The following is a 26,600-nucleotide window of genomic DNA, read 5'->3' as shown; positions in this document are numbered from 1 at the left end:
GCGGGAAATTGTGAATGCTGAAGGGAATTCTGGCCGGGCTCGCTGCGGGCGCCTTGTGGGGGCTGGTGTTTGTGGTGCCGCGCATGACGCCGGGGCTGTCATCGGTTGACCTCACCGCCGGTCGTTTTGTCAGCTACGGCCTCATGTCGGCGTTGTCGATGGCGTTTACCTGGGCCAACCACAAACTGCCCACGGCGCGCCAGGCCGTCACGGCCCTCGGTATGAGTGTGCTCGGCGCTACCGGCTACTACCTGCTGCTGGCACTGGCGATTGGGCGTGCCGGTACCGAGGTGCCCACGCTCATCATTGGCACCATTCCGCTGTGGGTCATGCTGCTGGGCAAACCCTTGGGGCTGAAATGGTCGTCCCTGTTGCCCGGCTTGCTGCTCACGGCAACCGGTCTGCTGCTGATGATGAACGCCACGTTCACGGCGCACTCAGCAGGCGCTTTGGCGATTGAGCCTGACGGCACCCAATTCTGGAGCGGTGTTGCACTGGCGACGGCGGCGATGCTGTGCTGGACGGCGTTTGCCATCCTGAACGCGGCCTGGCTCAAGCGCCACCCGGAGGTTTCCGCTACTGAGTGGACCAACTGGCTCGGTATGGCCACCGGTGTTGGCGCGGCGCTGCTCTGGCTGCTTGCAGGTTCAGAGTCCAAAGCGATGCTAGCCCTTGATCAGCCTGTACGAGCAGCTATTATTTGCATAGTAACCGGGGTGGGCTCCGCGTGGGCCGCCAGTATTTTGTGGAACATCGCCAGTCAGCGCCTGAGTGTCAGTCTGTGCGGCCAACTGATTGTCAGCGAGACCTTGTTTGCCCTGTGTTACTCGTTTTTGTGGGACCAGGCCTGGCCCGGCGCGCTGCAATTGCTCGCCGCCGTGCTTTTTACGCTGGGCATTCTGGCCAGCATCCGGGCCCATCGATGAAGGTCTGGAGCAAGCGCAATGTGCAGCGCGGCAACCGCAAACGCTGGGTCGGTGCGACCGGCTCGCTCAGCGCGCGGCTGGCGGCTGCGGGCCAGCGTTTTAGCGTGCAGGTGCTCAGCCAGGGTCTGCAAGCGCTAGACCCCGATGAGGCCAGCGCCCTGGGTCTGTCCAGACTCAAGGTCGGCTATGTGCGCGAGGTGCTGTTGCGCGTGGACGAGGTCGCCGTGGTGTTTGCCCGCAGCGTCACCGCACACCCGCACTCACAAGGGCCGTGGCGCTCCATCCGGGGCCTGGGCACGCGGCCACTGGCCGATGTGCTGTTCGGGCAACACGGCATCGCGCGCACGCCGCTGCAATTTGCCAGTCTGCAAGTCGCCAGTTCGCTGCATCGCCATGTGGCACACGCCTGGCTGGGCGCTACCGGCGCAGCGCTGGCCAGCCGCGTGCTGCCCGCGCGGCGCTCGGTCTTCACGCGCGGCGCGGCACCGCTGCTGGTGATGGAAGTGTTTGCAGCACCACACGCGCCCTGGGGCTGGCTGACCACCAAGACACGCCGCGGGCCACCCGCATTACCAAGGACAAAACCATGAAATTCGAGATTCCAGAGCAAAAAAAGCTCGTCTTCCAGATGCTCATCCCGATTCGCTGGGGCGACATGGATGCGATGAACCACGTCAACAACACCACCTACTTCCGCTATCTGGAAACCTGTCGTATCGACTGGATGCGTTCCGTCGGCTGCATGCCGGACCCGCACGGTTCAGGTCCGGTGATCGTCAACGCCTTCTGCAACTTCTACAAGCAGCTCGAATACCCCGGCGACGTCGTGATGAAAATGTACGTCAGCGACCCCGGTCGTACCACCTTTGAGAGTTGGGCCACCTTGGAGCGCGCTGACCAGCCGGGTGTGATTTACGCCGCCGGTGGCGCCACCACCATCTGGGTCGATTTTCCGAAGCAAAAGGCCACCACGTTGCCCGACTGGATGCGCGAACTGGTGAGCTAGTTTAAATAGACAAAGTCAGGCTCCAGCCCCCAGCCCCGTTCTTATTGAGATCGTGTTGCAAGATTGTGTACAGTCTGCGGTAATTGCTTGAACAGACGCGCATCGGAGGTTGATTGAACAGAAACGGCTTAGCGCCCAGGGAGCGACCTTTCTCCATCGTCGGTATCGGCGCCTCGGCCGGGGGTCTGGTGGCGCTGGAGCAATTTTTTTCGCAGGTGCCGCCTGACAGTGGCTTGGCCTATGTGATCGTGCAGCATCTGGACCCCAAGCGCGAAGGCATGCTGGTGGAGTTGCTGCAACGTCATACCCCGCTGCCGGTGGCCGAGGTGCAGGACCAGACGCTGGTCGAGCCCAACCATGTTTACGTTATTCCACCGGGGCGAGACCTGTCCTTGCTCAAGGGCGTGTTGCACTTGATGGTGCCACCCGAGCTGCGCGGTCTGCGCCTGCCGATTGATTTCTTTTTCAAGTCGCTGGCCGATGACCAGCAGCAAAACAGCATCGGCGTCATCCTCTCCGGCATGGGTTCAGACGGCACCCAGGGCCTGCGCGCCATCCGCCAGGCCGCTGGCGCGTGCTTTGTGCAAACGCCCGCGAGCGCCCAGTTTGATAGCATGCCGCGCAGTGCACTGGATGCCGGTGTGGCCGATGTGGTGGCCCCGGCCGAGGAGTTGCCGCTCAAAATAATGGCCTATGCGGGGCGCAGTCAGCTTGCCGTCGCAGCCGACGTCCGGCTTCAATCGGATCAAAAGGACGACGGTTTTCTCGATAAAGTGATTGTGTTGCTGCGCAACCAGACCGGGCACGATTTTTCGTTTTACAAAAGATCTACCATTTTGCGGCGTGTTGAGCGCCGCATGGGCCTGCATCAACTGCCGCACGTCTCCGAGTACCTGCGCTATTTGCGTGAAAACCCGGACGAGTCCGAGCTGTTGTTTAATGAGTTGCTGATTGGGGTGACCAGTTTCTTTCGCGACTCTTCGGTATGGAATCAGCTCAAAAACGAGGTCCTGCCAGTGCTGCTCGCCAGGCACCCGCAGGGTGCCGCACTGCGCGCCTGGGTGCCCGGCTGCTCGACCGGCGAAGAGGCGTATTCGCTGGCCATGGTTTTCAAGGAGGCGCTGGAGTTAGCCAAGCCAGAGCCGCGCTTTACGCTTCAGATTTTTGCCTCTGATCTGGACCGCGACGCCATTGCCACGGCACGCAACGGCATCTACCCGCGTTCTATTGCCGCCGATGTGTCGGAAGAACGTCTAGCCCGTTTTTTTGTGGAGGACGCTGCCGGCTACCGGATCAACAATGAAATTCGCGAGATGGTGATCTTTGCCGAGCACAACCTCGTTGTCGATCCACCCTTCACAAAACTCGACCTGTTGAGTTGCCGCAACCTGCTGATCTACCTGGAAGCCGAGTTGCAGGCGACGCTGATGCAGTTGTTTCATTACAGCCTCGGTGCGGGCGGTTTCTTGCTGCTGGGTAGCGCCGAGTCGATTGGTGCCGCCACTGAATTATTTGCCCCCTTGCCGGGCAAATCACGGCTTTACCGACGCCTGGACGCGCCGGATCGGGCGCTGCGAGTCGGTGTTCCGGCGGCGTTTATGCAGGCGCATGGCAAGTCGGGGGCGGGCGCAGCCGCATTGACGAGCGACGGCTCGGCGACCACGCCCAGCCTGAAGGTCCTGGTGGAAACGCTGGTATTGCAGCGTTACGCGCCAGCGGCGGTGCTCGTGACAGAAAAGGGAGACGCGCTTTATTTCAGCGGCAAAACCGGTGGCTATCTGGAGCCCGCTGCGGGCAAGCCCAGCCTGAATCTGTTCGCCATGGCGCGCGACGGGCTCAACCAGGCGTTGAGCGAAGCATTTCACCGGGCGCTACGTGACAAAACCCTGGCCACGCGCAAAAATATCAAAATTAACAGCGAGACCGGGGTGCAGTATGTTGATGTCATCGTCCAGCCCTTGCAGGAGCCAGCAGCCCTGCGCGGGCTGGCGCTGATTGTTTTCTTTGACGTCCCCAAGCCCCGCCACCGCCTCTCCCAAGCCAAAGGCGTCGACCTGGCCATTGACGGCACCCAGGTCGAAACCCTGTTGCAGGCGCTACGGCAGTCGCGCGAGGATGCCAAATCAATGCGCGAAGAAATGCAAACCACGCAGGAAGAGCTGAGATCAAGCAACGAAGAGTTGCAGTCGCTGAACGAAGAGTTGCAGTCCGCCAACGAGGAACTGACCACCTCCAAGGAGGAGATGCAATCGATGAACGAAGAACTGCAGACGGTCAACTATGAATTGCAGGCCAAAGTGGCCGACCTGGCGCGCGCCAGCAACGACATGAAAAACCTGCTCGACAGCACTGAAATTGCCACTTTGTTTCTGGACGATGCGCTCCATGTGCGGCGCTTTACGCCACAAACCACTCGCGTCATCAAGCTCATTCCGGGCGACATGGGACGACCCATCACCGACATCGTCTCTGACCTGGTCTACCCCGAACTGGTGCAGGACGCCCATGACGTCTTGCGTACGCTGGTTTTTTGTGAAAAGGATGTACCCACGGTCGATGACCGCTGGTACAAGGTGCGCACCATGCCTTATCGCACGCAGGAGAACCGGATTGACGGCTTGGTGATCACCTTTTCGGATATTTCCAAGAGCAAAAAGCTTGAAGCCGAGTTGCGGGCCACGCAAGCCCGGCTGGCGGCGCAGCCTGACAACTCGAAACCACAGGGGAATGGTGATGGGATTTCGTAGAAACCCGCTGAGCATGGACGAATTGCGCGAACTCGCCCGCAAGCGATTCCTGGGGCGCACCGCCAGCTCGGCCAAGGCCTTGAGCGTCGCGGAAGCACAACGTCTATTTGAAGAACTCGAAATCCATCAAATTGAGCTGGAGCTGCAAAACGAGCACCTGAACACGACCCGCATGCAACTGGAGTCGGCGCTCACGCAAAGCAATGAGTTCAACGATTTTGCGCCGGTCGGCATTTTTTCGCTCGACGCCGCCGGGACCATCACCAAGTTGAATCTCGCCGGGGCCAGTCTGTTGGGCCGCGAGCGCGCCCGCCTGTTGGGGAGCCGGCTCGGGCTCTTCGTGGCCGACGTCGACCGCCCGCAGTTCAATGCCTTGCTGGCGCAGGCCACCAACTCCGGTGACGTGCAAAGCAGTGAGTTGACGTTTTCCAACAAAGGGCCGCTGGTCTCGCATGTGCAGATCAAGGTGGCAGGGTTGGGGCCGGCCCAGGGCTGGCAGATCATTCTGGTGGATATCACCGAACGCAGGCTGGCAGAAGAACAGTTGCGCGCCAGCGAGGAACGCTGGAAGCTGGCGCTGGAGGCTGCCGGCGATGGTGTGTGGGACTGGAACGTGGTGACGGGTGAGCAGATTTTTTCCAGGCGTTTCGAGCAACTCTACGGTTTTGCCGAGAAAGAATACGGGCACCACCTTGATGACTGGGTTTCCCGCATCCATCCCGACGATAAGGATCGTGTGATCAGCGAGCATCAAGCGTGCCTGAGCGGCAAGACTGCCAGCACATTCATTGAATTCCGGGGCCAATGCAAGGATGGCAGCTGGAAGTGGGTGCTTTCCCGCGGCGCCGTCGTCAGCCGCAACGCCCACGGTAACGCCCAGCGCATGATCGGCACGCATGTCGACATCAGCAAGCAAAAAATGACTGAAGAGGCCTTGCGGGTTGCCAGCCATTTCCAGCAGGCGGTGTTTGATTCCCTGGCGGCCCATATCGCGGTGCTCGACCAGGCGGGTACGGTGATGCAAACCAATGCGGCGTGGCGGCAATATACCGTTGACAGCGGGTTTGCAGCGCGCCCCTGTTGCCAGGAGGGCAGCTATCTGAAAATTCTCGGTTGCCTGACCGAACAGGACCCTCAAACGGTGCAGGCCGCGCAGGCCGGCATCACCGCGGTCCTGGCCGGCGAGCTGCCCTATTTTCAGCTGGTCCAGCCGTTTTTTACCCCGCTGGACAAGCGCTGGTTCAGCCTGAAAGTCACACCGGTGCACGATGGCGAGGAGCGACTGGTGGTCAGCCATGAAGACGTGACCCAAATCAAGACCGCCGAATTGAACAGCCTGACGCTGGCCAATCGGGACACCCTGACCGGCGCGCTGAGTCGACGCAACTTCTTCAACCTGGCCGAGCAGGAGGTGGTCCGCTCGATTCGCTATGCCTTGCCCCTGATGGTGCTGATGCTGGACCTGGATCATTTCAAGGTCATCAACGACCGGTATGGCCATGCCGCAGGCGATGTGATTCTGCAAAAGTTTGTGCAAAACGTGACCGGTGTGTTGCGCGAGTCCGACCTGATTGGGCGCATCGGTGGCGAGGAGTTTGCGGTGTTGTTGCCCAATACCCCGCTCGAAGGCGGGCGCGCACTGGCGCAGCGCATTGTTGAACGCGTTCGTGCCGACCCGGTGCAAGTCAATGGCCACCTCATCGCGTACACGGTCAGCATTGGCGCGGGCTGTCTGTCGAGCGAGACTTCGTTTGCCGCTCTGTTGAGCCTGGCTGACGCGGCGCTGTACCGAGCCAAGGACGGGGGGCGCGACCGCCTTGAAGTGGGGCCGGCTGGAGCCCCTTAGCGCACTCTTAGCGACGCCTTTGCGAATCATCAAGCGCCTGCGTCGGGCGCTGGCTACGCTAAAACCATCTCGAAATCTGGATGGCACATCATGTTCAAGTCTTCCTTTGACACTGCAATTTCAGAGCATGTCTGGCGCACCCGCTACTTGTGGGCGGAGCCGGGCAGCGTGCCGGAGCCCGCTATTGAGAACACCTGGGCGCGGGTGGCATTGGCCGTGTCGGGCGCCGAACCTCACCACCAGAATGATTGGCGCGAGCGTTTTCTGGCGATGCTCAGCGATTGGCGCTTCCTGCCGGGCGGGCGCATATTGGCCGGCGCGGGCACCTCGCGCCGCGTGACCCTGTTCAATTGCCTGGCCATGGGGCCCATCGAGGATTCGGTGCAGGGTATCTTCAATGCGCTGCGCGAGGCGATGCAGTGCCTGCAGGCCGGCGGTGCTATCGGTATCGACTTCTCTACCCTGCGCCCCGCGTTGGCGCTGGCGCAGTCGAGTGGCGCGGTAGCCAGCGGGCCGGTCTCGTTCATGAACGTCTGGCAGGCGGCCAACGCGGTGCTGGAGGCGGGCAACCGGCGCCGCAGCGCCATGCTGGCGACGCTGCGTTGTGATCACCCGGATATCGAAGCTTTTATTGACGCCAAACTCGACACCGGTGCCTTGTCGCACTTCAAGCTGTCGGTGCTGTTGAATGATGAGTTCATGCAGGCGCTGCAGGAGGACGGTCCGTGGCCGCTGGTTTTCCCGCTGGGCGAACACCCGATTCCGGTCGGCGGCGAAGTGTGCGAGCGCGTCTGGTCTGACGGCGGACCACCGCAACTGTGCATGGTGCACCGGCGCGTGCCCGCGCGCGCCTTGTGGGAGAAACTGCTGCAAGCCCAACACGCCAGTGGCGAGCCGGGCGTGCTGTTCATCGACCGGATCAACCGCGCCAACAATCTTTGGTATGACGAGCATTTGACGGTGGCCAACCCCGATGGGGGCGTGCCGCTGCCGCCTTGGGGCGCGTGCAATCTGGGGTCGATCAACCTGAGCCGCTTTGTCCAGCAGCCGTTTGCCGCACACCCCAGTGTCGATCTGGGTGGTCTGCGGGCCGTGGCGGCAGTGGCAACGCGCTTTCTGGACGACGTGTATGACATCTCCCTGTTCCCCCTGAAAGCGCAGCAAAAGAGTGCGCTGGCCAGCCGACGCATTGGCCTGGGCGTCACCGGGCTGGCCGATATGCTGGCCATGCTGGGCCTGCGTTACGGTTCAGCGGCGAGCATTGACCTGACGCGCGAAATCATGGGTGCTATCCGCGATACCGCCTACCGTACGTCGGTCGAGCTGGCGCAGGAGAAAGGCGCGTTCCCCGCCTGCGACAAGCTCAAATATGGTGCCAGCCCGTTTGTGCTGGAACTCGACCGCGCGCTGCAGGATGCCATCGCGCAACACGGCATTCGCAACAGCCACCTGCTGGCGGTGGCACCCACAGAGTCCATCAGCTTGCTGGCCAACAATGTGTCAAACGGCATTGAGCCCATGCGGGCTTTCCAGGCCATGCGCCGGGTGCGCGGGGCTGAAGGGCAGGCCGTGTTTTTTGACGTTGAGGACGCCGCCTGCCGCCAGTACCAAGCCCTGCACGGACCGGATGCGCCCTGGCCGAAGCACTTTGTGCAAGCCGCGGATGTGAGCGCCGAAGACCAGTTGCAGCTGATGGCAGCGGTGCAGTCGCACGTGGACAACGCGCTGTCCAAAACCGTGTACCTGCCAGCGAGTGCCAGCGTGCAGGATGTGGGACTGGTGTTGCAACAGGCGTGGGAGCTGGGGCTCAAAGGCTGTTCAGTCGAGCGCCAGGGCCATACACCGACCGCCCTGATTTGATTGGTTAGCTGCAGGGTTTCACTGGCTGGTCCGCTGATCCAACAGTCAAGTCATTGGCGGACGATTTCTTTTCTTCTTGCGTTGTATTCCCCCCCTCTCCCCCAGCCCCTCTCCACCCCCGCCGGGGCGGAAAGGGGAGCCAACCGCCACATTTGGCCGCGTGTTTAAAGGTGGGACGTACACGCGCAGCTTGGCGTTGATCCAGTCATTTGTTTGATCGGTCTGTTCATAGGTTGCTGCCGCTTTGAGGCCAGCGCGCAGTCAAGAACTAATTTCCCACCTTTAAAGATGCGGCCACATGAGGCTCCCCTCTTTCGCCCGGCGGGGCGAGGGGCGGGGGGAGTGAGTGGGGGAAAAATCCCTTGAAGCCAAATCCTCCAAGTACCAAATTGGCTGCAAAAATTCCAATTCATTGATAAATGAAATTCATACAGAATCAGCCCGTAGCCCCCGTGAATAAAGCACGACAAGCTACTTTTTAAATAGCAGATATCAATTCGGCAGTTGCAACGCGCGCTCAACGCGGTCCTGCAACTCGGCATGCTGGTAACGCGTCAGGTCGCCCGCGACGGCGCGCTCGAGCGCACTTGCTGCGGCACTGCTCAGCAAGGGTTTTATCTCCCCGAGCATCGGGCTGCTGGCGATCAGCAGCAAGGCCTCGCAACGCCGTTCGGTCACGCCCTGGTTGAGGTAGTCGGCTAACTGGTGGGCAAAGTTGGCTCGGGCTTTGTCTTTGACCTCGATCTGGGGCTCAAACTGCGTGCCCGCATGGCCGGTGCGGCCGTGGCCCTTGCCCGCCGCACCGGTCAAGTCGCCGCCGGCGGCCTCGTCAATCAGGTTCTTGGCGGGATATACAAAGTCAGCCAACTCAATCAGCGTGTGATCTGCGGCCTGACGCTCAAAGACGCGTGCTCGTGAGGCATTGGCGACCAGGATCCAGGTTTTTTTCATGATGCTTCTCGTGTGTTGTGGTTGTCAAAACATGGGCGTTTCGCCACCGGGGCCGTGCGCGCCTTCTTCTGGCAAGGGTTTGGGTGCGGTGGCAATCAGGCAGGCGGTGCCGAGAATCAGACTGGCAATCGAGGCGGCGTTTTGCAAGGCGAGCCGCGTGACCTTGGCCGGGTCGATGACGCCCATCTGCAACAAGTCACCATAAGTGCGGGTCGCCGCGTTGTAGCCAAAAGCGGGGTCCGGTGATTCATCAACCCGGTTCAGGATCACCGACGGTTCATCACCGGCATTGCTGACGATGCAGCGCAGGGGTTCTTCCAGGGAGCGGGCCACCAGGCGAATGCCCGATGTCTCATCGAGCGTGCTGCCGGTCAAGGTGAGCAGGGCGCGCCGGGCGCGCAAAAGTGCCACTCCGCCGCCAGGCACGATGCCTTCTTCAACCGCCGCGCGGGTGGCGTGCAAGGCGTCTTCGACCCGTATCTTGCGCTCCTTCAACTCGGTTTCAGTGGCGGCGCCGACCTTGATCAAGGCCACACCACCGGCCAGCTTGGCCGCGCGCTCGTCGAGCTTGTCACGGTCATAGTCGCTGCTCGCCAACTCGCGTTCTTTGCGGATGGTGGCGATGCGTTCCTTGATCGCCTTGGGCTGGCCGGCGCCGCCAATCAGCGTGGTGGTTTCCTTGGTGATTTCAGCCCGGGTGGCGCGCCCCAAATCCGACAGCTTGACCTTGCCCAGCGTCAGCCCGACTTCGTCGCTCACGACGCTGCCACCGGTGAGCACCGCAATGTCCTGCACCATCGCCTTGCGCCGGTCGCCAAAGCCCGGCGCCTTGACCGCGCAGGTTTTCAGGGTGCCGCGTATCGTGTTGATCACCAGCGCCGCCAGCGAATCGTTGTCCACCTCCTCGGCGATGACCAACAGGGGCCGACCCTCCTTCACGATCTCTTCGAGCAGGGGCAGCAAGTCTTTGAGCGAGCTCAGGCGACCTTCACACAGCAAAATCGCCACATCTTCCAGCACCGCACTTTGGCGCTCGGCATTGTTGATGAAGTAGGGCGACAGAAAACCACGGTCAAACTGCAGGCCCTCCACCACGTCGAGCACGCTGACCAAGCCGGATCCGTCCTCGATCGAGATTGCCCCTTCACGCCCGACCTTGTCGATCGCGCTGGCCAGCAGGTCGCCAATGGAGCGATCGTTGTTGGCCGAGATCGCCGCCACATGCGCAATCTCCTGCGAGCTGGCACAGGGCCTGGACAGCTGTTTGAGCTCAGCCACCACCGCGTCGATGGCGATCTCGATGCCGCGCTTGAGATCCATCGGATTCATGCCGCCGGCCAGATAGCGCAGGCCCTCCAGAATCATGCTGTGCGCCAGCACGGTGGCGGTGGTGGTGCCGTCGCCCGCCATTTCGCTGGTGCGCGCTGCCACCTCGCGCAGCAGTTGCGCCCCCATGTTCTCGAACCGGTCCTCAAGTTCTATCGACTTGGCTACCAGCACGCCGGAGTTGACGATCTGCGGCGAGCCAAAGTCGCGCTCCAGAATGACAGTGCGCCCACGCGGGCCGAGAGTCACTTTGACCGCTTGCGCCAGCGTGTCCACGCCACGGCGAATTTTGTCGCGGGCGTCGTCATGGAAAATTAGCTGCTTGGGATTCATGATTGGTAGACCTGTGCACCAGACGTTCATGCATCCTAGGAGCGAGGCTCCAGCGCGTGCTTGACAATTCGCAAGCGCGCCCGCTGCTCCATTTTTGGGGCGGCCAAGCCGGGTGGCTGCAAGGCCTGGTTCGATGCCAGGTTTGAGAAATCTCAACTCGGCGGCCAGTGGCTTTATCTAAAGTTAATCGGGCTTCATGGTCGACCGTGAAGCCCGATCAACACAGATTTCTACCGCTGGAGAACATGATGAGAACCGATGCCGAACTGAAAGCCGACGTGATGGAGCGGCTGGACGCGATTCCCGCTGTCAACGCGTCTGATATTGAAATCGACGTTGACAGAGGCGTGGTGACCTTGAGTGGGCACGTCGACACGCACCAGACCAGATTTCAGGTGGAGCGAACGGCCCGGCGTGTTCCCGGCATACGCAGTTTGTCCATCAGCCTCAAACCAGGCCAATTGGCTGGCAAGAAACATTACCACTGAGCATGGGCGCAGGCCGCCGCGTGAGCGCTTCCGATTGACGGCAAGGGCAGGCTTGAGCCGGGGCGGGCAGTCCTGCCTTTGAGCAATTGCCGCTCAGTCCGAAGTCACCTTTTTCAGCAGTTGTTGAACCGACAGTTCGGCCGCGCGACGCCGCTCCATATCGGTTTCAAACTGCCAGTCCCGCATCGACATGGACAACTCTACGAGTGCATCGCGCAACTCGAACAGGGCGGCACCGATTTCCTGGAGCGCGCTTTCCACGTTGGCGCTGGGTGGTGAGTCTTTCATTGAGATTCTCCTCATGGGTGACCTGAATCAACCTGAATGGGATCACGCCTGGCGCAGCTTGCGCATGCTCAAGGGGCGTCACGCGCGACGTCAATGGCGGCAAGCACCGCCTCGTCGATGTCGTCAAGGTAGACGAACTCGAGTTGTTGCCGGGCCGGCAGCGGAACCTCCTCCAGGTCTTTGCGATTGCGCGCTGGCAACATGACTTTTTTGATGCCGGCGGCCAGGGCGGCAAGCATTTTTTCCTTGATGCCGCCGACCGGCAACACCAGGCCGCGCAGGCTGATCTCCCCGGTCATCGCCACGTCGCTGCGCACCGGCCGGTTCATGAACAGGGAGGCTAGCGCAATGAACATGGCGACACCGGCACTGGGGCCATCCTTCGGGATGGCACCGGCCGGCACATGGATGTGTACATCGACTTTTTCCAGTGTGGCCGGGTCGAGCCCAAACGTGGCGGCCCTTGATTTCACCAGCGTCAGCGCGGCCTGGGCTGACTCCTTCATCACGTCGCCCAGTTGCCCGGTCAGGATCAGGCGTCCCGTGCCGGCCGTGCGACTGGCTTCGATGAAGAGAATGTCACCGCCCACCGGCGTCCAAGCCAGCCCGGTCGCCACCCCCGGCATGCCCGCGCGCAAGGCGACTTCGTTTTCAAATTTGGCCGGGCCCAGCACCTCGACCAGATCCGGCGCGTCAACCCGCGCAGTTTGGATCTCTCCCTCGGCGATGCGCACGGCGGTGCGGCGGCAGACGGCACCAATTTGCCGCTCCAGGTTGCGCACGCCCGCCTCGCGCGTGTAGTCCCGGATGATGGCTGCGAGCGCATCGTCGGTGATCGCCAGTTGTTCGGGCTTGAGGCCACTGTCCTCAAGCTGGCGCGTCACCAGGTATCGCCGGGCAATCTCGCGCTTTTCTTCCTGCGTATAACCCGCCAGGTGCAAGACTTCCATGCGGTCGCGCAACGGGCCTGGAACGGGGTCGAGCACATTGGCGGTGGTAATGAAAAGTACCTGTGACAAGTCATAAGGCACGGCCAGGTAGTTGTCGCGAAAGCTGTTGTTTTGCTCCGGGTCAAGCACCTCCAGCAGCGCCGCCGACGGGTCGCCCTGAATGCCGCTGCCGAGCTTGTCAATTTCATCGAGCATCATGACGCAGCCGCGGGTGCCGGCTTTTTTCAGCGCCTGGATGATGTTGCCGGGCAGGGCGCCGACGTAGGTGCGCCGGTGGCCGCGGATCTCGGCCTCGTCGTGTACACCACCGAGCGATACGCGCACAAACTTGCGCCCCAGCGCGCGGGCAATGGATTGACCGAGCGAGGTTTTGCCAACGCCGGGCGGGCCCACCAGGCACAGGATCGGGCCGTGGCCGCTGGGCTTGAGCTTGCGCACCGCCAAGAATTCGAGAATGCGTTTTTTCACTTTTTCCAGATCAAAGTGATCGGCGTCTAACACCCGGCGCGCCTGCCCGACGTCAATCGTGTCCGGCTCCGGCGCTTTCCAGGGCACTTCAATCAGCCAGTCGAGGTAGGTGCGCACCATGGAGTATTCCGCTGAGCCGTCGGCCATGCGCTCCAGTCGTTTGAGCTCCTTGGCCGCCTGCTTGGCAACCTCTTCGGGCATGTGGGCCTCCTCGATCAAATTGCGCAGTTCTTCGATTTCAGCGGCGTTGCCGCTGGCGTCTTCACCGAGCTCTTTTTGAATCGACTTCAATTGCTCGCGCAGCAGGAACTCACGCTCACGCTGCCCGAGACTGGCCTTGGTACGCTTATCAATATCACGCGAGAGGTTCAGGACATCTATCCGGTGCACCAGCATGTCCAGCACGCGGTCCAGGCGCCGGCGCAGATCTATTTCCTCCAGAATTTCCTGCTTCTCGGTCGCCTTGATGTCCACGTAGCCTGCCACCAGATCGGCCAGCGTCGCCGGGGTGTCGATGCCCTGCACGGCATGCACCATCTCTGCCGGCACTTGGGGCAGCATTTGCAGCACCTCGACGGCGCGCTCCTTGAGTCGCATGAAGCGCGCCTCGATTTCCGGGTTGTCCGGCGCGGCGGCTTCGGCAATACGTTCAATTCGCGCCACCGTGAAGGCAAAGCCCTCAAGGTAGCCCGTCACGCGAAAGCGTTGCTGGCCCTGGCACACGATGTGATGGGTGCCGTCCGGGGTCGTGACGTAGCGCAGGATGGAGGCAATGGTGCCAACACTTGACAGATCATCGGCACCGGGGGTCTCCACGTCCGGGTTGCGCTGCATCAGGATACCGACTGCCTGGTCGTTCTTGACCGCATATTGGGCGGCGGCGATCGAGCTTGAACGCCCGATGGAGATCGGCACCACCATGCCGGGAAACAACACCATGTTGCGCACCGGAATGATGACCAGGGCATCGCTTGGCAGCGCGGGCACCGTGTCTTTTTCACCCTGGCTGTCGCTTCTGTCGGGTAAGTGGATGACTTGGTTCATATGCGTTGCTCCAGATGAAGTCGCAGGCAGCCGTTTTCGAACTGCATGTCAGCAATTTCATAGCCAACATCGGGCAAGCCAATGCGGCGCTCGAAGCGGCCATAGGGAATTTCCAGTCGGAGAATGGCGCCCTTGCCCAGGCTCGCGCCAAACGTGCGCTCGCCGCGCACCACAATCGCCTGCGCCTCCAGACTCACTTGAAACCGCTCCGGCGCTACGCCAGGTAGCGCGATCAGCAGGCCGAGCTCATGCTCGTTCTCATACATGTCGACCGGGGGCTCCCAGCACGGCGCGTTGTCGACGTGGCCAATCTGGAAAAACTGGCGTTGCAATTGATCGGCGCTGTAAAGCATCTCAACCGCTTCGGCCAGCATCCAGGCTCGGGGATCACGATATCGCATTGATTGTCCTTTGTCCGCTTTTCATTTTGTGTCTCCGTGTGCTTGTACTTGCGCTGGCACTCAGTAACTCAGAACACAATTCAAGAGTAAGAGCAGCGGGCGGGTGCTTGCTTGAGAAAACGCAAGCCTTCGGACGGTCGGTGCTTTGAGGCGCGCCGACTTGCGCCCCGCAGATCCGCGGCGGGCAGGCCTAAGCGCGATAAAAGGCCTGGAATCAAGTGTTAACCGGTATTTACAGGCTGGGTGCGCCGGGTTATCGTTGCAGGATGAAAAAGCAAAGTATCTGGACTGTCGATCTGATCGAGTTGTTCAAACTCTGGCTCAGCGACCTGGTCGCATTTTTTGAGACCGCTTTGATGTTTCTGGTGCTGTCACTGCCGGTGGTGATTTCGGCGCTGGTCCTGTGGTGGCTGCTGTAGCGGGCTGCCTGGCGGCGGTGATGCGAGAGGCTACTTCAAAAAGAGCACTCACTTGGTCTTCGGGGTACGCCCCATGGCATAGAACTCGGGGTTGGGCAGCATGTTGCTGAACGACGCCATGCGGTTGGAGAGACCAAAGAAAGCAGTGATGGCGGCAATATCCCAGGCATCTTCATCACTGAAGCCGTGCGCCTGCAGGGCGGCAAAATCAGCCTCGCCAAGCTCGTCGGAATGCAGGCAGACCTTCATTGCAAAGTCCAGCATGGCGCGCTGGCGCGGCGTGATGTCGGCCTTGCGGTAGTTCACCGCCACCTGGTCGGCCACCAAGGGCTTTTTCTCGTAGATGCGCAGGATGGCACCGTGCGCGACCACGCAATACAGGCACTTGTTGGCGGCGCTGGTGGTGGTGACGATCATCTCGCGGTCGCCCTTGGTGAGGCCCGAGTCTTTGAGCATCAAGGCGTCGTGGTAGGCAAAAAAGGCGCGCCACTCGGCCGGCCGGCGCGCCAGCGCCAGAAAGACGTTGGGCACAAAGCCGGCTTTTTCCTGCACCTCCAGCACTTTGACGCGAATGTCTTCAGGCAGGTCTTTGAGTTCTGGCATGGGGTAGCGTGGTGTGTTCATGGTGCAGTGATTTTGAGTTGGGGGAAGTAGTTGCCGTGACGGGTTGCCTCGCGCGTCAGCAGTTGCAGATTGTGGACCTGGGCGTGGGCATCCGTCCAGAGGTCGGGGAATTGCGCCGCGTTGGCGGACTTGTCGAAATGACGCAGTCTTTTGGTCGTTGGCTTGAGCGGGTTGGGGCTTGGGCTGGGTTGGTGTTTTTGGCGTTCTTGCCCCCACTCACTCCCCCAACCCCTCTCTCGCCCCGCCGGGCGAAAGAGGGGGGCTTCATTTGGCCTTGTCTTAAAAGGTGGGAAATATGCGCTCGTTTGCATGCTGGCCTCCAAGTGGCGGCAACCCACCGAGAAGCCGTTCAGTCGGTTTGTGGCCAACGTGCCACGGCACGTTTATTTCCCACCTTTTAAGACAAGGCCAAATGTGGCTGTTGGCTCCCCTTTCCGCCCCGGCGGGGGTGGAAAGGGGCGGGGGGGATAGGGGGGGAATACAGCGCTTGAAAAATGAACGGGTCGCCCATAACCAGGCCAATGGATTGTCAGCGGCGCAGCTGGAGCAGGCCCGCCGATAGCGCGGTGCCGCAGACGATGATGGCGGCGCACAAGAGCATCCACAGCGAAACCACCTCGCCCAAGAAGATGACGCCGTAAATCACCGCAAACACCGGTATCGCAAAGGTCACCGTCAGCGAGCGCGCCGGCCCCAGGTTCTCGATCAGCCGGAAGTACAGGATGTAGGCGACACCGGTGCACAGCACGCCGACGGCCAGCAGCGCCAGCCAGGCCGTGGTGCCCGGCGCGCGCGTCGGCCACAGCCACAGGGTGGGCAGCGCCAGGCCCAGGGTGGCCCCAAACTGGCTGCCGGTGGCTGTCACCAGCGAGGGCAGGCCGCTCAGATAACGTTTGGTGTAACTTGCCGAGATGCCGTAGCACAGGCACGCGGTCAAGCAGGCCAGCACGGCCCAGCCGGTCGCCAGGCCCGAGGCGCCGGGTTTGAAGCTGGCTTTGTCCCAGGCCAGCAGCGCCACGCCGGCAAAGCCAATCAACAGACCCAGAATGCGCAGGCCGTGCGGCCGGTCCTTGAGCCAGAGCCAGGCGATCATGGCACCAAACAAGGGCACGGTGGCGTTCAGAATGGCGGACAAACCGGTGCTGATGGACAGGAGCGCAAACGAAAAACAGGCAAACGGGATGGCGGAATTGAGCACGCCGACAACAAAGATTTTTTTCCAATGCCTGGCCAGTTGGGGCCAGAGCCCGCGCCACAGCAACAGCGGTCCCAAAAACAGGGCGGCAATGGACACCCGCAGGCCCGCCGTCGGGATGGCGCCAAACTCTTGGGCTCCCAGGCGCATGAACAGAAAGGATGAACCCCAGATGGCAGCGAGCAGAACAAACTCGGTGCGCCAGGGCTTGGTGGGGGGCAGGGATGTCAAGGTGTGGCTTCTTGGGGCTGGTTTGGTTCGGGTTTGAAGCTTGCGCCTTCGAGTTGCAGCAACGCCGTCTTGCGCGGCAAGCCACCGGCGTAACCGGTGAGCGACGCGCCTGCCCCGAGTACGCGGTGGCAGGGGACGATGATACTCAATGGATTGCGGGCCACCGCGCCGGCCACGGCACGCACGGCTGCGGGCTTGCCGATGCTGGCACTCAGGGCACCGTAGCTCAGGGTGGCTCCGAACGGAATTTGCAGCAGGGCGCGCCAGACGGATTGCTGAAAATCAGTGCCAGCCGATAAATCCAGCGCCAGCTCAAAGGCCTGACGCCGACCGGCAAAGTACGCGCTCAACTGGGTTTTGGCCTGTTGCAGCACCGGCAGATCGCGGTCCACAGGCCAGCGCGCGGTGTCCGGCTGATGGCTTTGGCCGTCAAACCACACGCCTGTCAATCTATCGTGGGCGGCGGCCAGAATGATGCGTCCAAGCGGGCTGTCATAGCTGGCTTGAACGGTGGATGGTGCAAACTTCATATCAATTCTCCTTGTGGCCCCCGTGAAATATGGGTAATAAGCTATCTATTTTGTAGCATCTGCGGCAACCGGTGGGGCGGCCCAGGCTCGGATCACGGCGTAGCTGCGCCACGGTTGCCAGGCCAGTGACGCGGCCTGCGCTTCTTTGGCCGGGTTTTTGGCGTCTTGCACGCCCAGTGCCTTGTGCAGGGCGACGTCGCCGGCCGGAAAGGCGTCCGGCCAGCGCAGTGCGCGCATGGCGATGTACTGGGCGGTCCAGTCGCCAATGCCGGGCAAAGCCTTCAGGGCGGCCAGGGTGGAGGGCACGTCCGCCCCGGCGTGCAGTGGCAGGCGCTGCGCCGCCACGGCGCTGGCGATGGCCTGAATGGCCGCTTGCCGCTGCCGGACGATGCCCAGTTGGCCCAGTGCGTCGCCGCTGGCGGCGGCCAGTGCCGCGGCGCTTGGAAAAAGCCGGTTCAGCCCGGCGATCGGGGTTTCGATCGGTTCACCAAACCGTTGTACCAGTCTTGCCGCCAGGGTGCGCGCCGCAGCCACGGTGATCTGTTGGCCCAGGACGGCGCGCACGGCCAGCTCAAAGCCGTCCAGGGTGCCGGGCACGCGCAAACCGTCGCCCCGTGGGAAGCTGGTGCGCAACAGGCTGCTGATGGCGCGGGGATCCGCATCCAGATCGAGCATGGCCCGCACGCGCGCCATTACCCACGGCAGCACCTCGCGCAGCGAATCACTCAAGCGCAGATCCACACGGTTGCCAGCAGCCTCAAAGCGGGCCACCAGCCAGCCGGTGTAGAGCGTCTGGCCGCATTGCACGGCCACGGTTTTGCCGATGCTCTGGTTGCCGGGCTCCAGCGTGACGCATTCAATCCCCGTGACCTGGCGTTTGCCAAAGAACTGCAGCATGGCGTCCACGTCATAGGGCGGGCGGTAGGCCAGCCGGACCTGAAGGCTCTGGCCGGGTGCATCGTGCCCGTGTTTTGCGCCGTTGCGGCGCAACTGCGTCGGGCTGAGGGCGTAGTGCGCGGCAAACACGGCATTGAAGCGCCGCACACTGGTGAAGCCACTCAAGTGCGCGACCTGCGTGACGGCCAGTGCGGTGTCGGTCAGCAACTGTTTGGCGCTCAGCAAGCGCTGTGTTTGCAGGTACTGCAGGGGCGACACGCCGAACTGCGCTTCAAAAATGCGGCGTAGGTGGCGGTCGCTCACGCCCAGGCGCTGGGCCAGCCGCTGCACGCTCGGTGTGCTCTCGGTCCAGGCTTCCGGTGTGTCCAGCAGGCGGGCCGCCTGAGTGGCCAAGATGCTGGAGGCGTCCTGGATGGACCACGGCTTGGTTTCAAACACGTGGCCGAGGGCAGAGGTGCGCGGTGCGAGTTCCGGGCGGCAGCGCAGGCAGGGCCGAAAACCGGCCTGTTCCGCCTGCGCCGCGTGAACAAAAAACCGGCAGTTTTCACGCTTGGGGGTGCGTACCCGGCACACCGGACGGCAATAAATGCCGGTAGATGTAACGCCGGTGTAAAAGCAGCCGTCAAAACGTGCGTCCTTCGCCCTGAGCGCGAGGTAGCAGGCGTCGTCGTCGGGCTGTGCGTGATGGGGTGTCATGCCGGTGATGATACGCGCGCACCGTTGTAAAACCAGCCGTTTCCGGACATGTCCCCGGGTGTGGCCGCCGCCTACAATTCACGGCACGAACCGAGCTCATCCATTTTCAGGGGACCCAGTCATGCAGTTATCAGCTTCTATTTTTAAAGCCTACGACATACGGGGCATCGTGCCTGTCACCGTTGACGAGGCGGTAGTCGAAGCGCTGGGCCGGGCCTTTGGCACGGTGGCACGCCGTGAGGGCGAAACCGCGGTGGCGGTGGGCCGCGACGGGCGCCTCAGTGGCGCCACGCTGAGCGCAGCGCTGATGCGCGGTCTGGTGGCGGCCGGGCTGGAGGTGATCGATATCGGTACGGTGACCACGCCGATGGTGTACTTTGCGGCCAACACCTTGTGCACCAGCGGCATTCAGGTGACCGGCAGCCACAACCCCAAGGACCACAACGGCTTCAAAATGGTGCTGGCCGGACGCGCCATTTATGGCGAAGAAATTCAGGCACTGCGCCGCATGATGGAAGATGAGTCCTGGGAGTTGCTTGGCGGGGGCAAAGTGCGCAGCGTCGATGTGCTGGCGGCCTACCAGGCGCGCATCGTGGGCGACATCAAGTTGGCGCGCCCGATGAAGATCGTGGTCGATTCAGGCAACGGCATTGCCGGGGCCACGGCGCCGGCCATCTTGCGGGCGATTGGCTGCGAGGTGACGGAGCTGTTCAGCGAGGTCGATGGCAACTTCCCGAACCACCATCCCGACCCGAGCAAGCCGGAGAACCTGCGCGACCTGATGGCCGCGCTGAAAACCAGCGATGCCGAAATCGGCCTGGCCTTTGATGGCGACGGCGACCGCCTGGGCATCGTCACCAAAGAGGGCAACAACATATTTCCGGATCGGCAACTGATGCTGTTTGCGCGGGATGTGCTTCAACGCGTACCGGGTGGCACGATTTTGTTTGACGTCAAGTGCACGCAGCGGCTGGCGCCGGCGATCGAGGCGGCGGGCGGCGTGCCGCTGATGTACAAGACCGGGCACTCGCTGATCAAGGCCAAGATGAAAGAAATCAACTCACCGCTCGGAGGCGAGATGAGCGGCCACATTTTCTTCAAGGAGCGCTGGTACGGCTTTGACGACGGCACCTATGCCGCCTGCCGCCTGCTCGAAATCTTGAGCCGCTCGCCCGACGCCAATGCCGTTCTTGACGCCTTGCCGACCAGCTTTTCCACCCCGGAGTTGAACGTCAAGTGTGCCGAGGGCGAACAGCACACGCTGGTCGCGCAACTGCTGGCCGCAGCAAGCGCGGCCATGAGCGCCGGTGCGGGCAGCGGCCCTTTGACGGACGCGATCAGGGCCGGTGCGAAGGTCTCCACCATCGATGGTCTGCGCGTGGACTGGCCCGATGGCTTTGGCCTGATCCGCGCTTCCAACACCACGCCGGTGCTGGTGCTGCGTTTTGAGGGCCAAACGCCCGAGGCGCTGCACCGCATTGAAGCCACCATGCTGGAACTGCTGCGCGAGGTCAAACCCGGCGCGGTGCTGGACCAGGCAGCGCATTGAAGATCCTGATCGTCAAGCTGTCTTCGCTTGGCGATGTGGTGCACGCCATGCCAGCCGTGCAGGACATCCGGCGCGCCTGGCCGCAGGCGCAGATTGACTGGGTGGTGGAGCGCAGCTTTGCGCCCTTGGTGCAGCGCTGTGAAGGGGTGAACCGGGTCATTGCCTGCGAGCTCAGGCGCTGGCGCCACTCACCCTTTTCCAAGCAGACCCGCCAGGCCTGGCGCACGTTCAAAGTCGAGTTGCAGCGCGAGCGTTATGACGCGGTGATCGACCTGCAGGGCTTGACCAAGTCGGCGTTCATTTCATGGCTGGCGCGGCTGGCGCCTCAGGGCAATCGTTATGGCTTGGCCCACCAGACCGAAGGCTCCAGTTTCGAGGCGCCCGCGCGTTGGGTGGCCCATGTGGCGGTGACGCTGGAGCCGCATTGCCATGCGGTGGCCCGCTCCCGTGCCGTGTGCGCCCAGGCCTTGGGCTATGCGGTGCCCGCTTCCATGTCTTTTGGGCTTCTAGCCTCCGTCAACACTGGACAAACAGCTACTGTAAACATAGCATTTGAGGCGGCTTGTCCGAACGGCTGGGTGGCGCTGGTGCATGGCACCTCGCGCGCCGACAAGCAGTGGCCGCTCGAGCACTGGCGCAGTCTGGGGCAGCGTCTCAATGCCAGTGGCTACGCCGTGGCCTTGCCGCACGGCAGTGATACAGAGCAGAAGACGGCGCAGCAAATCGCCCAGGGCCTGGCCTGCGCCGTTGTCTGGCCCCGGCTCGCCCTGGACGCCCTGACCGACGCGCTGGCCACTTGTGCCGGTGTCGTGGGGGTGGACAGCGGTTTGAGTCATATCGCCGTGGCGCTGGACTTGCCCCATGTGCAGCTCTACAACTTCGACACCGCCTGGCGCACCGGGCCGCTCAACCGGACGCACCAGTGCAGCGTGTTTGCCCAGCCAAGTCCCACGGTGGACGCGGTCTGGCAGGCCTGGCTGGCGGTTGCTGCGTCAGCGGGCGCGACCAGCCGAGGATCGGTGGCCAAGTCGGCCCCCACCGGAGTGATGGCGCTGTGACGCGCTTGCTGTACAGCGTGGTCATGTGGCTGGCGCAGCCATTTTTGCGTTTGAAACTGCGTCGGCGCGGCGTGCAGGAGCCGGGTTACCTGCTGGCCATGGAAGAGCACTTTGGGTATTACGCGTCTGCTGCGCCGCCGGCAGATGGCAACACCATTTGGGTCCACGCGGTGTCGCTGGGTGAAACACGCGCCGCCGCTGTGCTGGTGGCAGGCTTGCGAGAGCGTCTGCCCGGCATGCGTTTGTTGCTCACGCACGGCACCGCCACTGGTCGTTTTGAGGGCGTCCAGTTGCTGCGGCCGGGCGACCTGCAGACCTGGCAGCCTTGGGACTCTGCGGGCGCGGTGCAGCGTTTTCTGGCGCACTTCCAGCCGCGTATGGGCATCCTGATGGAAACCGAAATCTGGCCCAATCTGGTGGCCGGGTGTGCGCAACGCGGCGTGCCGCTGGTGCTGGCCAATGCGCGACTGAGTGAGCAGTCGCAACGCAAGACGCGCAAGCTGGCCTGGTTGGCACGGCCGGCCTACCGCGCCCTGACGGCGGTGTGGGCGCAAACGCAGGCTGATGCGTTACGCCTGCGGGCCCTGGGGGCCCCTGTGCAAGGTGTTTTCGGCAACCTCAAGTTCGACGCCACGCCCAACGCCGACCAGTTGACCATTGGCCAGAGATGGCGTCACCAGAGCGGGCGGCCGCTTGTGATGTTGGCCAGCTCGCGCGAGGGGGAAGAAGCGGCTTTGCTTCAGGCTTTGGCGTCATTCAGGCCTCCAGCCTCCGTTGCTACTGAGACTGATGCTACTATTTCTATAGTAGGTGAAGTTCAGTGGCTGATCGTGCCACGCCATCCGCAGCGCTTTGACACGGTGGCCGCGCTGATCGAGCGCCATGGCTTTGCGGTCTCGCGGCGCAGTGCCTGGCACGACGGACCACCTGCGCCGGGTGCGCTGGATGGCGCTGAGTCAGTGCGTCCCACGGTCTGGCTCGGCGACTCCCTGGGCGAAATGGCGCTGTACTACGGCTTGGCCGATGTCGCCTTGTTGGGCGGCAGCTTCGAGCCGCTGGGGGGGCAAAACCTGATCGAAGCCGCTGCCTGTGGCTGCCCGGTGGTGATGGGTCCACACACCTTCAACTTTGCTGAAGCCGCCGAGCAGGCGCAGACAGCGGGCGCGGCGCAGCGTGTGGCGACCATGATGGAAGGGCTGCAAGCGGCCGCCAAGCTGGCCTGCCAGGCCAGCGCGCTACGCGCAGCACAGCACGCCGCCGATGCCTTTGCCCGCACCCACCGAGGTGCCGGCGCGCGACTGACCGAGGCCGTGGTGCAACTGCTGGCCGCGAACCGGATTGAATCAAGCTCTTTTTGACGCCAGGCCGGGCCAGGTGCCCAAGCGATGGGGCATCAGCACCGAAGGCGAAAATGTGCGCCAAATGCCTGCTGTATCCCGGTAAAACTAGCGCCGCCGCTCAACTTGCAAGGCGCCCGGATTGACGATGTTGGTCGGCGTGCCTTTGATGAAGTTGATCACGTTGTCAAACGCTGCGCCAAAGTACAGCTCATAACTGTCCTGCTCGACATAGCCGATGTGCGGTGTACAAATGCAGTTCTCCAGCCGCAACAGGGCGTGCCCCTGCAAAATCGGCTCGGTCTCGAAAACATCGACCGCCGCCATGCCGGGCCGCCCCCGGTTGAGGGCACTGATCAAGGCATCGGGCTCGATCAACTCGGCGCGGGCTGTGTTGACCAGCAGGGCGGTTGGCTTCATGCGCGTCAGATCATCGAGTGTGACAATGCCGCGCGTTTCATCCACCAGGCGCAGGTGCAGCGACAGGACATCGGATTGGGCAAAAAAATCATCCCGGCTCAGGGCCGCTTCAAACCCGTCCAGAATAGCGCGTTCACGCGCCGGTGCCCGCCCCCAGACCAGCACCTTCATGCCAAAGGCCTGGCCGTAGCCCGCCAGCAGCCGGCCGACTTTGCCGTAACCCCAGATACCCAGCGTCTTGCCTTTCAGAACCATCCCCAAGCCGAAGTTGGGTGGCATCGAGCCCGTTTTCAAACCCGATTGCTGCCACGCACCATGCTTGAGATTGCCAATGTACTGGGGCAGGCGGCGCATGGCCGCCAGGATCAAGGCCCAGGTGAGTTCGGCCGGCGCCACCGGCGACCCGGAACCCTCGGCCACCGCAATCCCGAGCTCGGTGCAGGCGTCCAGGTCGATGTGCGAGCCAACCCGCCCGGTTTGCACAATCAATTTGAGCTTGGGCAGTTTCTCGATCAAGGCGCGCGGCAGCTGCGTGCGTTCACGGATGAGCACGATCACACTGGCATCCTTGAGACGCACCGACAACTGCCCAAGCCCCTTGACTGTGTTGGTGTAAACCTTGGCCGGGTAGGGCGCCAGTTTGGCTGCGCATTCGAGTTTTCGAACCGCGTCCTGGTAATCATCAAGAATTACGATATTCATAGGCCCTGATTGTGCCTTGGCACGGCCCGTGGACTTGGCCGCGGCTATTTTTCAAGCGCACAAAAAAGAGACACGAATGGTGGTGAACTGGTTTCAGTACAGCGCCGCTTCGCACGCTGCCAGACGATCGAGTTCGGCACAGACGTCGGCCATGCGGCCGGAAATCACCATGCGACCGACCTGGGCCGGCGTCTGGCCGGCTTCCATCACGCGCACAACTCGCAACGGGCGCCGGGCTGAATCATGGCCGGGCGCGGGCCGCTTGCCCCCCGTGCCATGCAGCTTGCTGGCCATTGAATGCCTGGCAAGTTCGTAGTGACGCGACGGTTGGCCTGAGAGTGTGGAGCGCCCGCGCGAGCTGCCGGGCAGGTTGGGTAGAGCGGGCATGAGCCAGCGCCACAACGATTGCAGCGGCGCCAGAATGGCGGGAACAGCCAGGAGTGCAGAGCTCATTTGAAACCTTTCAATTCAAAACCTGATCACCGCTCACATCAACATGGTGTTGCGGATCAAGCCAACTGCCAGCCCTTCAATCTCGAAGGGCTCGCCGGGTTCGACGACGATGATCTGGTAGTCGGGGTTTTCCGGGCACAGTTCGATCAGGTCCTTGGTGCGCCGAAAGCGCTTGACGGTGACTTCATCACCCAGGCGTGCCACCACAATCTGGCCGTTTTTGGCGTCCCGCGTGGATTGCACGGCCAGCAGGTCGCCGTCCATGATGCCGGCGTCGCGCATCGACATGCCGCGCACCTTGAGCAGGTAGTCGGGTTTGCGCTGGAACAGGCTGCTTTCGACGTAATAGGTTTGGTCGATATGTTCTTGCGCGAGAATCGGCGAGCCCGCTGCCACGCGGCCAATCAGGGGCAGCATCAGTTGTGACAGGCCGGGCAGCGACAGGGGAAATTGTTTGCTGCGGGATTCGTTGATGGAGCGCAGTGCCTCGCTCTTGAGGCGAATACCGCGCGAGGTGCCGCTGACGAGTTCGATGGCGCCTTTGCGCGCCAGCGCCTGCAAGTGTTCCTCGGCGGCGTTGGCAGACCTGAAACCGAGCTCGGTGGCGATCTCGGCCCGGGTCGGTGGCGAGCCAGTGAGGGTAATGGCGTTCTGGATCAGGTCCAGAATTTGTTGCTGGCGGGCAGTGAGTTTAGGGCTTCCAAGCATGGCGACTCCTTTGCGGTACGGTGGGTCTTGCTGTTACTTTATACACACTGTTGTTGTATTCAGTAACTGTATTTTTAATCAGTTTTTGGAGATTGGCAAGTGATGGCTGCAAAATTTATTGAAAAAGTGCTTGTGTTGGCTACCGGTGGCACGATTGCCGGCAGCGCAGCCAGCGCCGCCGACAACATCGGCTACACCGCGGCCCAGGTCGGTGTGAGTCAATTGCTGGCGGCGGTGCCGGGGCTTGATCAGGTGTTGGCCGGGCGCACGCTGGAGGCCGAGCAAGTGGCCCAGATTGACAGCAAGGACATGAGTTTCGCGGTTTGGCAGCAGTTGGCGCAGCGGGTCAGTCACCATTTGGCGCAAGCCGACGTCACCGGCATCGTCATCACCCACGGCACCGACACCTTGGAAGAAACGGCTTATTTTTTACACGCCGTGCTGCCGGCGCGACAGCTCGCAGCCAAGCCGGTGGTCCTGACCTGTGCCATGCGGCCAGCCTCCAGCGTGGCGCCGGATGGGCCGCAAAATATCAGGGATGCCGTTGTCGTGGCCACCACCACCGGCGCTTGTGGCGTGCTGGCCGTGTGTGCGGGTGCGGTGCATGCGGCGGCCGATGTGCAAAAGGTTCACACCTACCGGCTCGATGCCTTCAGTTCGGGTGACGCCGGGGCTGTGGCGTATGTCGAGGAGGGTGCGGTGCGTTTGGTAAAGAATTGGCCTCTAGCCCCCGTCGACCGGGCTCATGTAGCTATCGAAGAGATAGCGTCTGTGAGCCACTGGCCACGGGTGGAAATTGTGATGAACTACGCGGGCGCCAGTGGTGCGTTGGTGGATGCACTGCTGGCTCCGGTGTCTGCGGCTGGCGCGCAGGGTCAGACTGATGCGCAACTCGCGCAGGTGCCGTTGCGTGGCCTGGTGGTGGCCGGCACCGGCAATGGCACCATTCATCAGGATTTGGAGGCAGCACTGCGCCGCGCGCAAGCACTTGGGGTCAGGGTGGTGCGCTCAACCCGCTGCGCCACTGGCCGTGTGCTGGCGACAGAAAGTTCGGAATTTGCGCATTCCAAGGGCCTGTCACCGGTCAAGGCCAGGATTGCGCTGATGCTGGAACTGATGCAAGCCTGACCGGCCGGGCCTGCGCCAT

General features: G+C 62.3%; 25 protein-coding genes. 12 read left to right on the top strand and 13 right to left on the bottom strand.

Going from position 1 to position 26,600, the window contains the following annotated elements:
* Positions 1-14 precede the first annotated feature (14 nt).
* The 6 genes from RFER_RS15245 to RFER_RS15220 all read left to right on the top strand — a co-directional run bounded on the left by RFER_RS15245 (position 15) and on the right by RFER_RS15220 (position 8,385).
* Entirely contained in the window at positions 15-926 is a 912-nt protein-coding gene (locus RFER_RS15245; RefSeq protein ID WP_011465293.1) for a DMT family transporter, read from the top strand.
* A complete protein-coding gene (locus RFER_RS15240; RefSeq protein ID WP_011465292.1) occupies positions 923-1,516 on the top strand; it encodes a chorismate--pyruvate lyase family protein in 594 nt (197 codons plus the stop codon). Before RFER_RS15245 ends, RFER_RS15240 begins: the two co-directional genes overlap by 4 nt.
* Complete coding sequence (locus RFER_RS15235; RefSeq protein WP_011465291.1) at positions 1,513-1,932, top strand: acyl-CoA thioesterase; 420 nt, start codon at positions 1,513-1,515, stop codon at positions 1,930-1,932. Before RFER_RS15240 ends, RFER_RS15235 begins: the two co-directional genes overlap by 4 nt.
* Positions 1,933-2,045: 113 nt before the next feature.
* Complete coding sequence (locus RFER_RS15230; RefSeq protein ID WP_011465290.1) at positions 2,046-4,679, top strand: chemotaxis protein CheB; 2,634 nt, start codon at positions 2,046-2,048, stop codon at positions 4,677-4,679.
* A complete protein-coding gene (locus RFER_RS15225; protein ID WP_011465289.1) occupies positions 4,666-6,525 on the top strand; it encodes a sensor domain-containing diguanylate cyclase in 1,860 nt (619 codons plus the stop codon). Before RFER_RS15230 ends, RFER_RS15225 begins: the two co-directional genes overlap by 14 nt.
* A gap of 90 nt (positions 6,526-6,615) precedes the next feature.
* Positions 6,616-8,385, top strand: a complete 1,770-nt coding sequence (locus tag RFER_RS15220; RefSeq protein ID WP_011465288.1) for an adenosylcobalamin-dependent ribonucleoside-diphosphate reductase — start codon at positions 6,616-6,618, stop codon at positions 8,383-8,385.
* Between the two features lie 492 nt (positions 8,386-8,877).
* On the opposite strand, the gene RFER_RS15215 is transcribed toward RFER_RS15220, so the two are convergent.
* Positions 8,878-9,336 carry a host attachment protein gene (locus RFER_RS15215; RefSeq protein ID WP_011465287.1) on the bottom strand — a complete coding sequence of 153 codons (459 nt, stop codon included), beginning with the start codon at positions 9,334-9,336 and terminating at the stop codon, positions 8,878-8,880.
* A gap of 24 nt (positions 9,337-9,360) precedes the next feature.
* Positions 9,361-10,995, bottom strand: a complete 1,635-nt coding sequence (gene groL / locus RFER_RS15210) for a chaperonin GroEL (protein ID WP_011465286.1) — start codon at positions 10,993-10,995, stop codon at positions 9,361-9,363.
* Positions 10,996-11,243: 248 nt separating this feature from the next.
* Here groL and RFER_RS15205 point away from each other — a divergent pair, with 248 nt between their 5' ends.
* The gene (locus RFER_RS15205) at positions 11,244-11,483 is read left to right on the top strand and encodes a BON domain-containing protein (RefSeq protein ID WP_166485736.1); all 240 of its coding nucleotides are present in this window, start codon (positions 11,244-11,246) and stop codon (positions 11,481-11,483) included.
* A gap of 93 nt (positions 11,484-11,576) precedes the next feature.
* Here the strand turns inward: RFER_RS15205 and RFER_RS15200 are convergent, their stop codons facing one another.
* From RFER_RS15200 to RFER_RS15190, 3 genes are all read right to left on the bottom strand, one after another.
* Entirely contained in the window at positions 11,577-11,771 is a 195-nt protein-coding gene (locus RFER_RS15200) for a hypothetical protein (RefSeq protein WP_041790825.1), read from the bottom strand.
* A gap of 68 nt (positions 11,772-11,839) precedes the next feature.
* On the bottom strand, positions 11,840-14,233 hold the full coding sequence (lon, locus tag RFER_RS15195; RefSeq protein WP_011465283.1) for an endopeptidase La: 2,394 nt from the start codon (positions 14,231-14,233) through the stop codon (positions 11,840-11,842).
* Positions 14,230-14,634: an Hsp20/alpha crystallin family protein gene (locus RFER_RS15190; protein ID WP_011465282.1), complete on the bottom strand. Its 405-nt coding sequence runs from the start codon at positions 14,632-14,634 to the stop codon at positions 14,230-14,232. The genes lon and RFER_RS15190 overlap by 4 nt, the downstream gene beginning before the upstream one ends.
* Positions 14,635-14,900: 266 nt before the next feature.
* On the opposite strand from RFER_RS15190, the gene RFER_RS24160 reads away from it, so the two are divergent.
* On the top strand, positions 14,901-15,053 hold the full coding sequence (locus RFER_RS24160; RefSeq protein ID WP_011465281.1) for a hypothetical protein: 153 nt from the start codon (positions 14,901-14,903) through the stop codon (positions 15,051-15,053).
* Between the two features lie 48 nt (positions 15,054-15,101).
* On the opposite strand, the gene RFER_RS15185 is transcribed toward RFER_RS24160, so the two are convergent.
* The 5 genes from RFER_RS15185 to RFER_RS15170 all read right to left on the bottom strand — a co-directional run bounded on the left by RFER_RS15185 (position 15,102) and on the right by RFER_RS15170 (position 19,226).
* A complete protein-coding gene (locus tag RFER_RS15185) occupies positions 15,102-15,677 on the bottom strand; it encodes a peroxidase-related enzyme (RefSeq protein WP_011465280.1) in 576 nt (191 codons plus the stop codon).
* Positions 15,674-15,988, bottom strand: coding sequence for a hypothetical protein (locus RFER_RS24155; RefSeq protein WP_166485735.1), 315 nt, complete (start codon positions 15,986-15,988; stop codon positions 15,674-15,676). The genes RFER_RS15185 and RFER_RS24155 overlap by 4 nt, the downstream gene beginning before the upstream one ends.
* A 218-nt stretch (positions 15,989-16,206) precedes the next feature.
* Complete coding sequence (locus RFER_RS15180; protein ID WP_011465279.1) at positions 16,207-17,103, bottom strand: DMT family transporter; 897 nt, start codon at positions 17,101-17,103, stop codon at positions 16,207-16,209.
* Complete coding sequence (locus tag RFER_RS15175; RefSeq protein ID WP_011465278.1) at positions 17,100-17,633, bottom strand: methylated-DNA--[protein]-cysteine S-methyltransferase; 534 nt, start codon at positions 17,631-17,633, stop codon at positions 17,100-17,102. The genes RFER_RS15180 and RFER_RS15175 overlap by 4 nt, the downstream gene beginning before the upstream one ends.
* 45 nt (positions 17,634-17,678) lie before the next feature.
* Positions 17,679-19,226, bottom strand: a complete 1,548-nt coding sequence (locus RFER_RS15170) for a DNA-3-methyladenine glycosylase 2 family protein (protein WP_011465277.1) — start codon at positions 19,224-19,226, stop codon at positions 17,679-17,681.
* 121 nt (positions 19,227-19,347) lie between these two features.
* On the opposite strand from RFER_RS15170, the gene RFER_RS15165 reads away from it, so the two are divergent.
* From RFER_RS15165 to RFER_RS15155, 3 genes are read left to right on the top strand one after another with little or no spacing between them, the layout of a single operon-like run.
* A complete protein-coding gene (locus RFER_RS15165; protein WP_011465276.1) occupies positions 19,348-20,775 on the top strand; it encodes a phosphomannomutase/phosphoglucomutase in 1,428 nt (475 codons plus the stop codon).
* Positions 20,772-21,833 (top strand): lipopolysaccharide heptosyltransferase I, encoded by a 1,062-nt coding sequence (waaC, locus tag RFER_RS15160; protein ID WP_011465275.1) that lies wholly within the window; start codon positions 20,772-20,774, stop codon positions 21,831-21,833. The genes RFER_RS15165 and waaC overlap by 4 nt, the downstream gene beginning before the upstream one ends.
* Positions 21,830-23,191: a 3-deoxy-D-manno-octulosonic acid transferase gene (locus RFER_RS15155; protein WP_011465274.1), complete on the top strand. Its 1,362-nt coding sequence runs from the start codon at positions 21,830-21,832 to the stop codon at positions 23,189-23,191. Before waaC ends, RFER_RS15155 begins: the two co-directional genes overlap by 4 nt.
* An 87-nt stretch (positions 23,192-23,278) precedes the next feature.
* Here the strand turns inward: RFER_RS15155 and RFER_RS15150 are convergent, their stop codons facing one another.
* The 3 genes from RFER_RS15150 to lexA form a co-directional block, all read right to left on the bottom strand.
* The gene (locus RFER_RS15150; protein WP_011465273.1) at positions 23,279-24,292 is read right to left on the bottom strand and encodes a D-2-hydroxyacid dehydrogenase family protein; all 1,014 of its coding nucleotides are present in this window, start codon (positions 24,290-24,292) and stop codon (positions 23,279-23,281) included.
* 93 nt (positions 24,293-24,385) lie between these two features.
* On the bottom strand, positions 24,386-24,745 hold the full coding sequence (locus RFER_RS15145; protein WP_011465272.1) for a hypothetical protein: 360 nt from the start codon (positions 24,743-24,745) through the stop codon (positions 24,386-24,388).
* A gap of 33 nt (positions 24,746-24,778) precedes the next feature.
* The gene (gene lexA, locus RFER_RS15140; RefSeq protein ID WP_011465271.1) at positions 24,779-25,453 is read right to left on the bottom strand and encodes a transcriptional repressor LexA; all 675 of its coding nucleotides are present in this window, start codon (positions 25,451-25,453) and stop codon (positions 24,779-24,781) included.
* Positions 25,454-25,555: 102 nt separating this feature from the next.
* Here lexA and RFER_RS15135 point away from each other — a divergent pair, with 102 nt between their 5' ends.
* Positions 25,556-26,581, top strand: a complete 1,026-nt coding sequence (locus tag RFER_RS15135) for an asparaginase (protein WP_011465270.1) — start codon at positions 25,556-25,558, stop codon at positions 26,579-26,581.
* Positions 26,582-26,600: the final 19 nt, after the last annotated feature.

This window comes from Rhodoferax ferrireducens T118, from assembly GCF_000013605.1.
Classification (GTDB): Bacteria; Pseudomonadota; Gammaproteobacteria; order Burkholderiales; family Burkholderiaceae_C; genus Rhodoferax; species Rhodoferax ferrireducens.
This window is presented reverse-complemented; position numbering and strand designations above follow the sequence as displayed.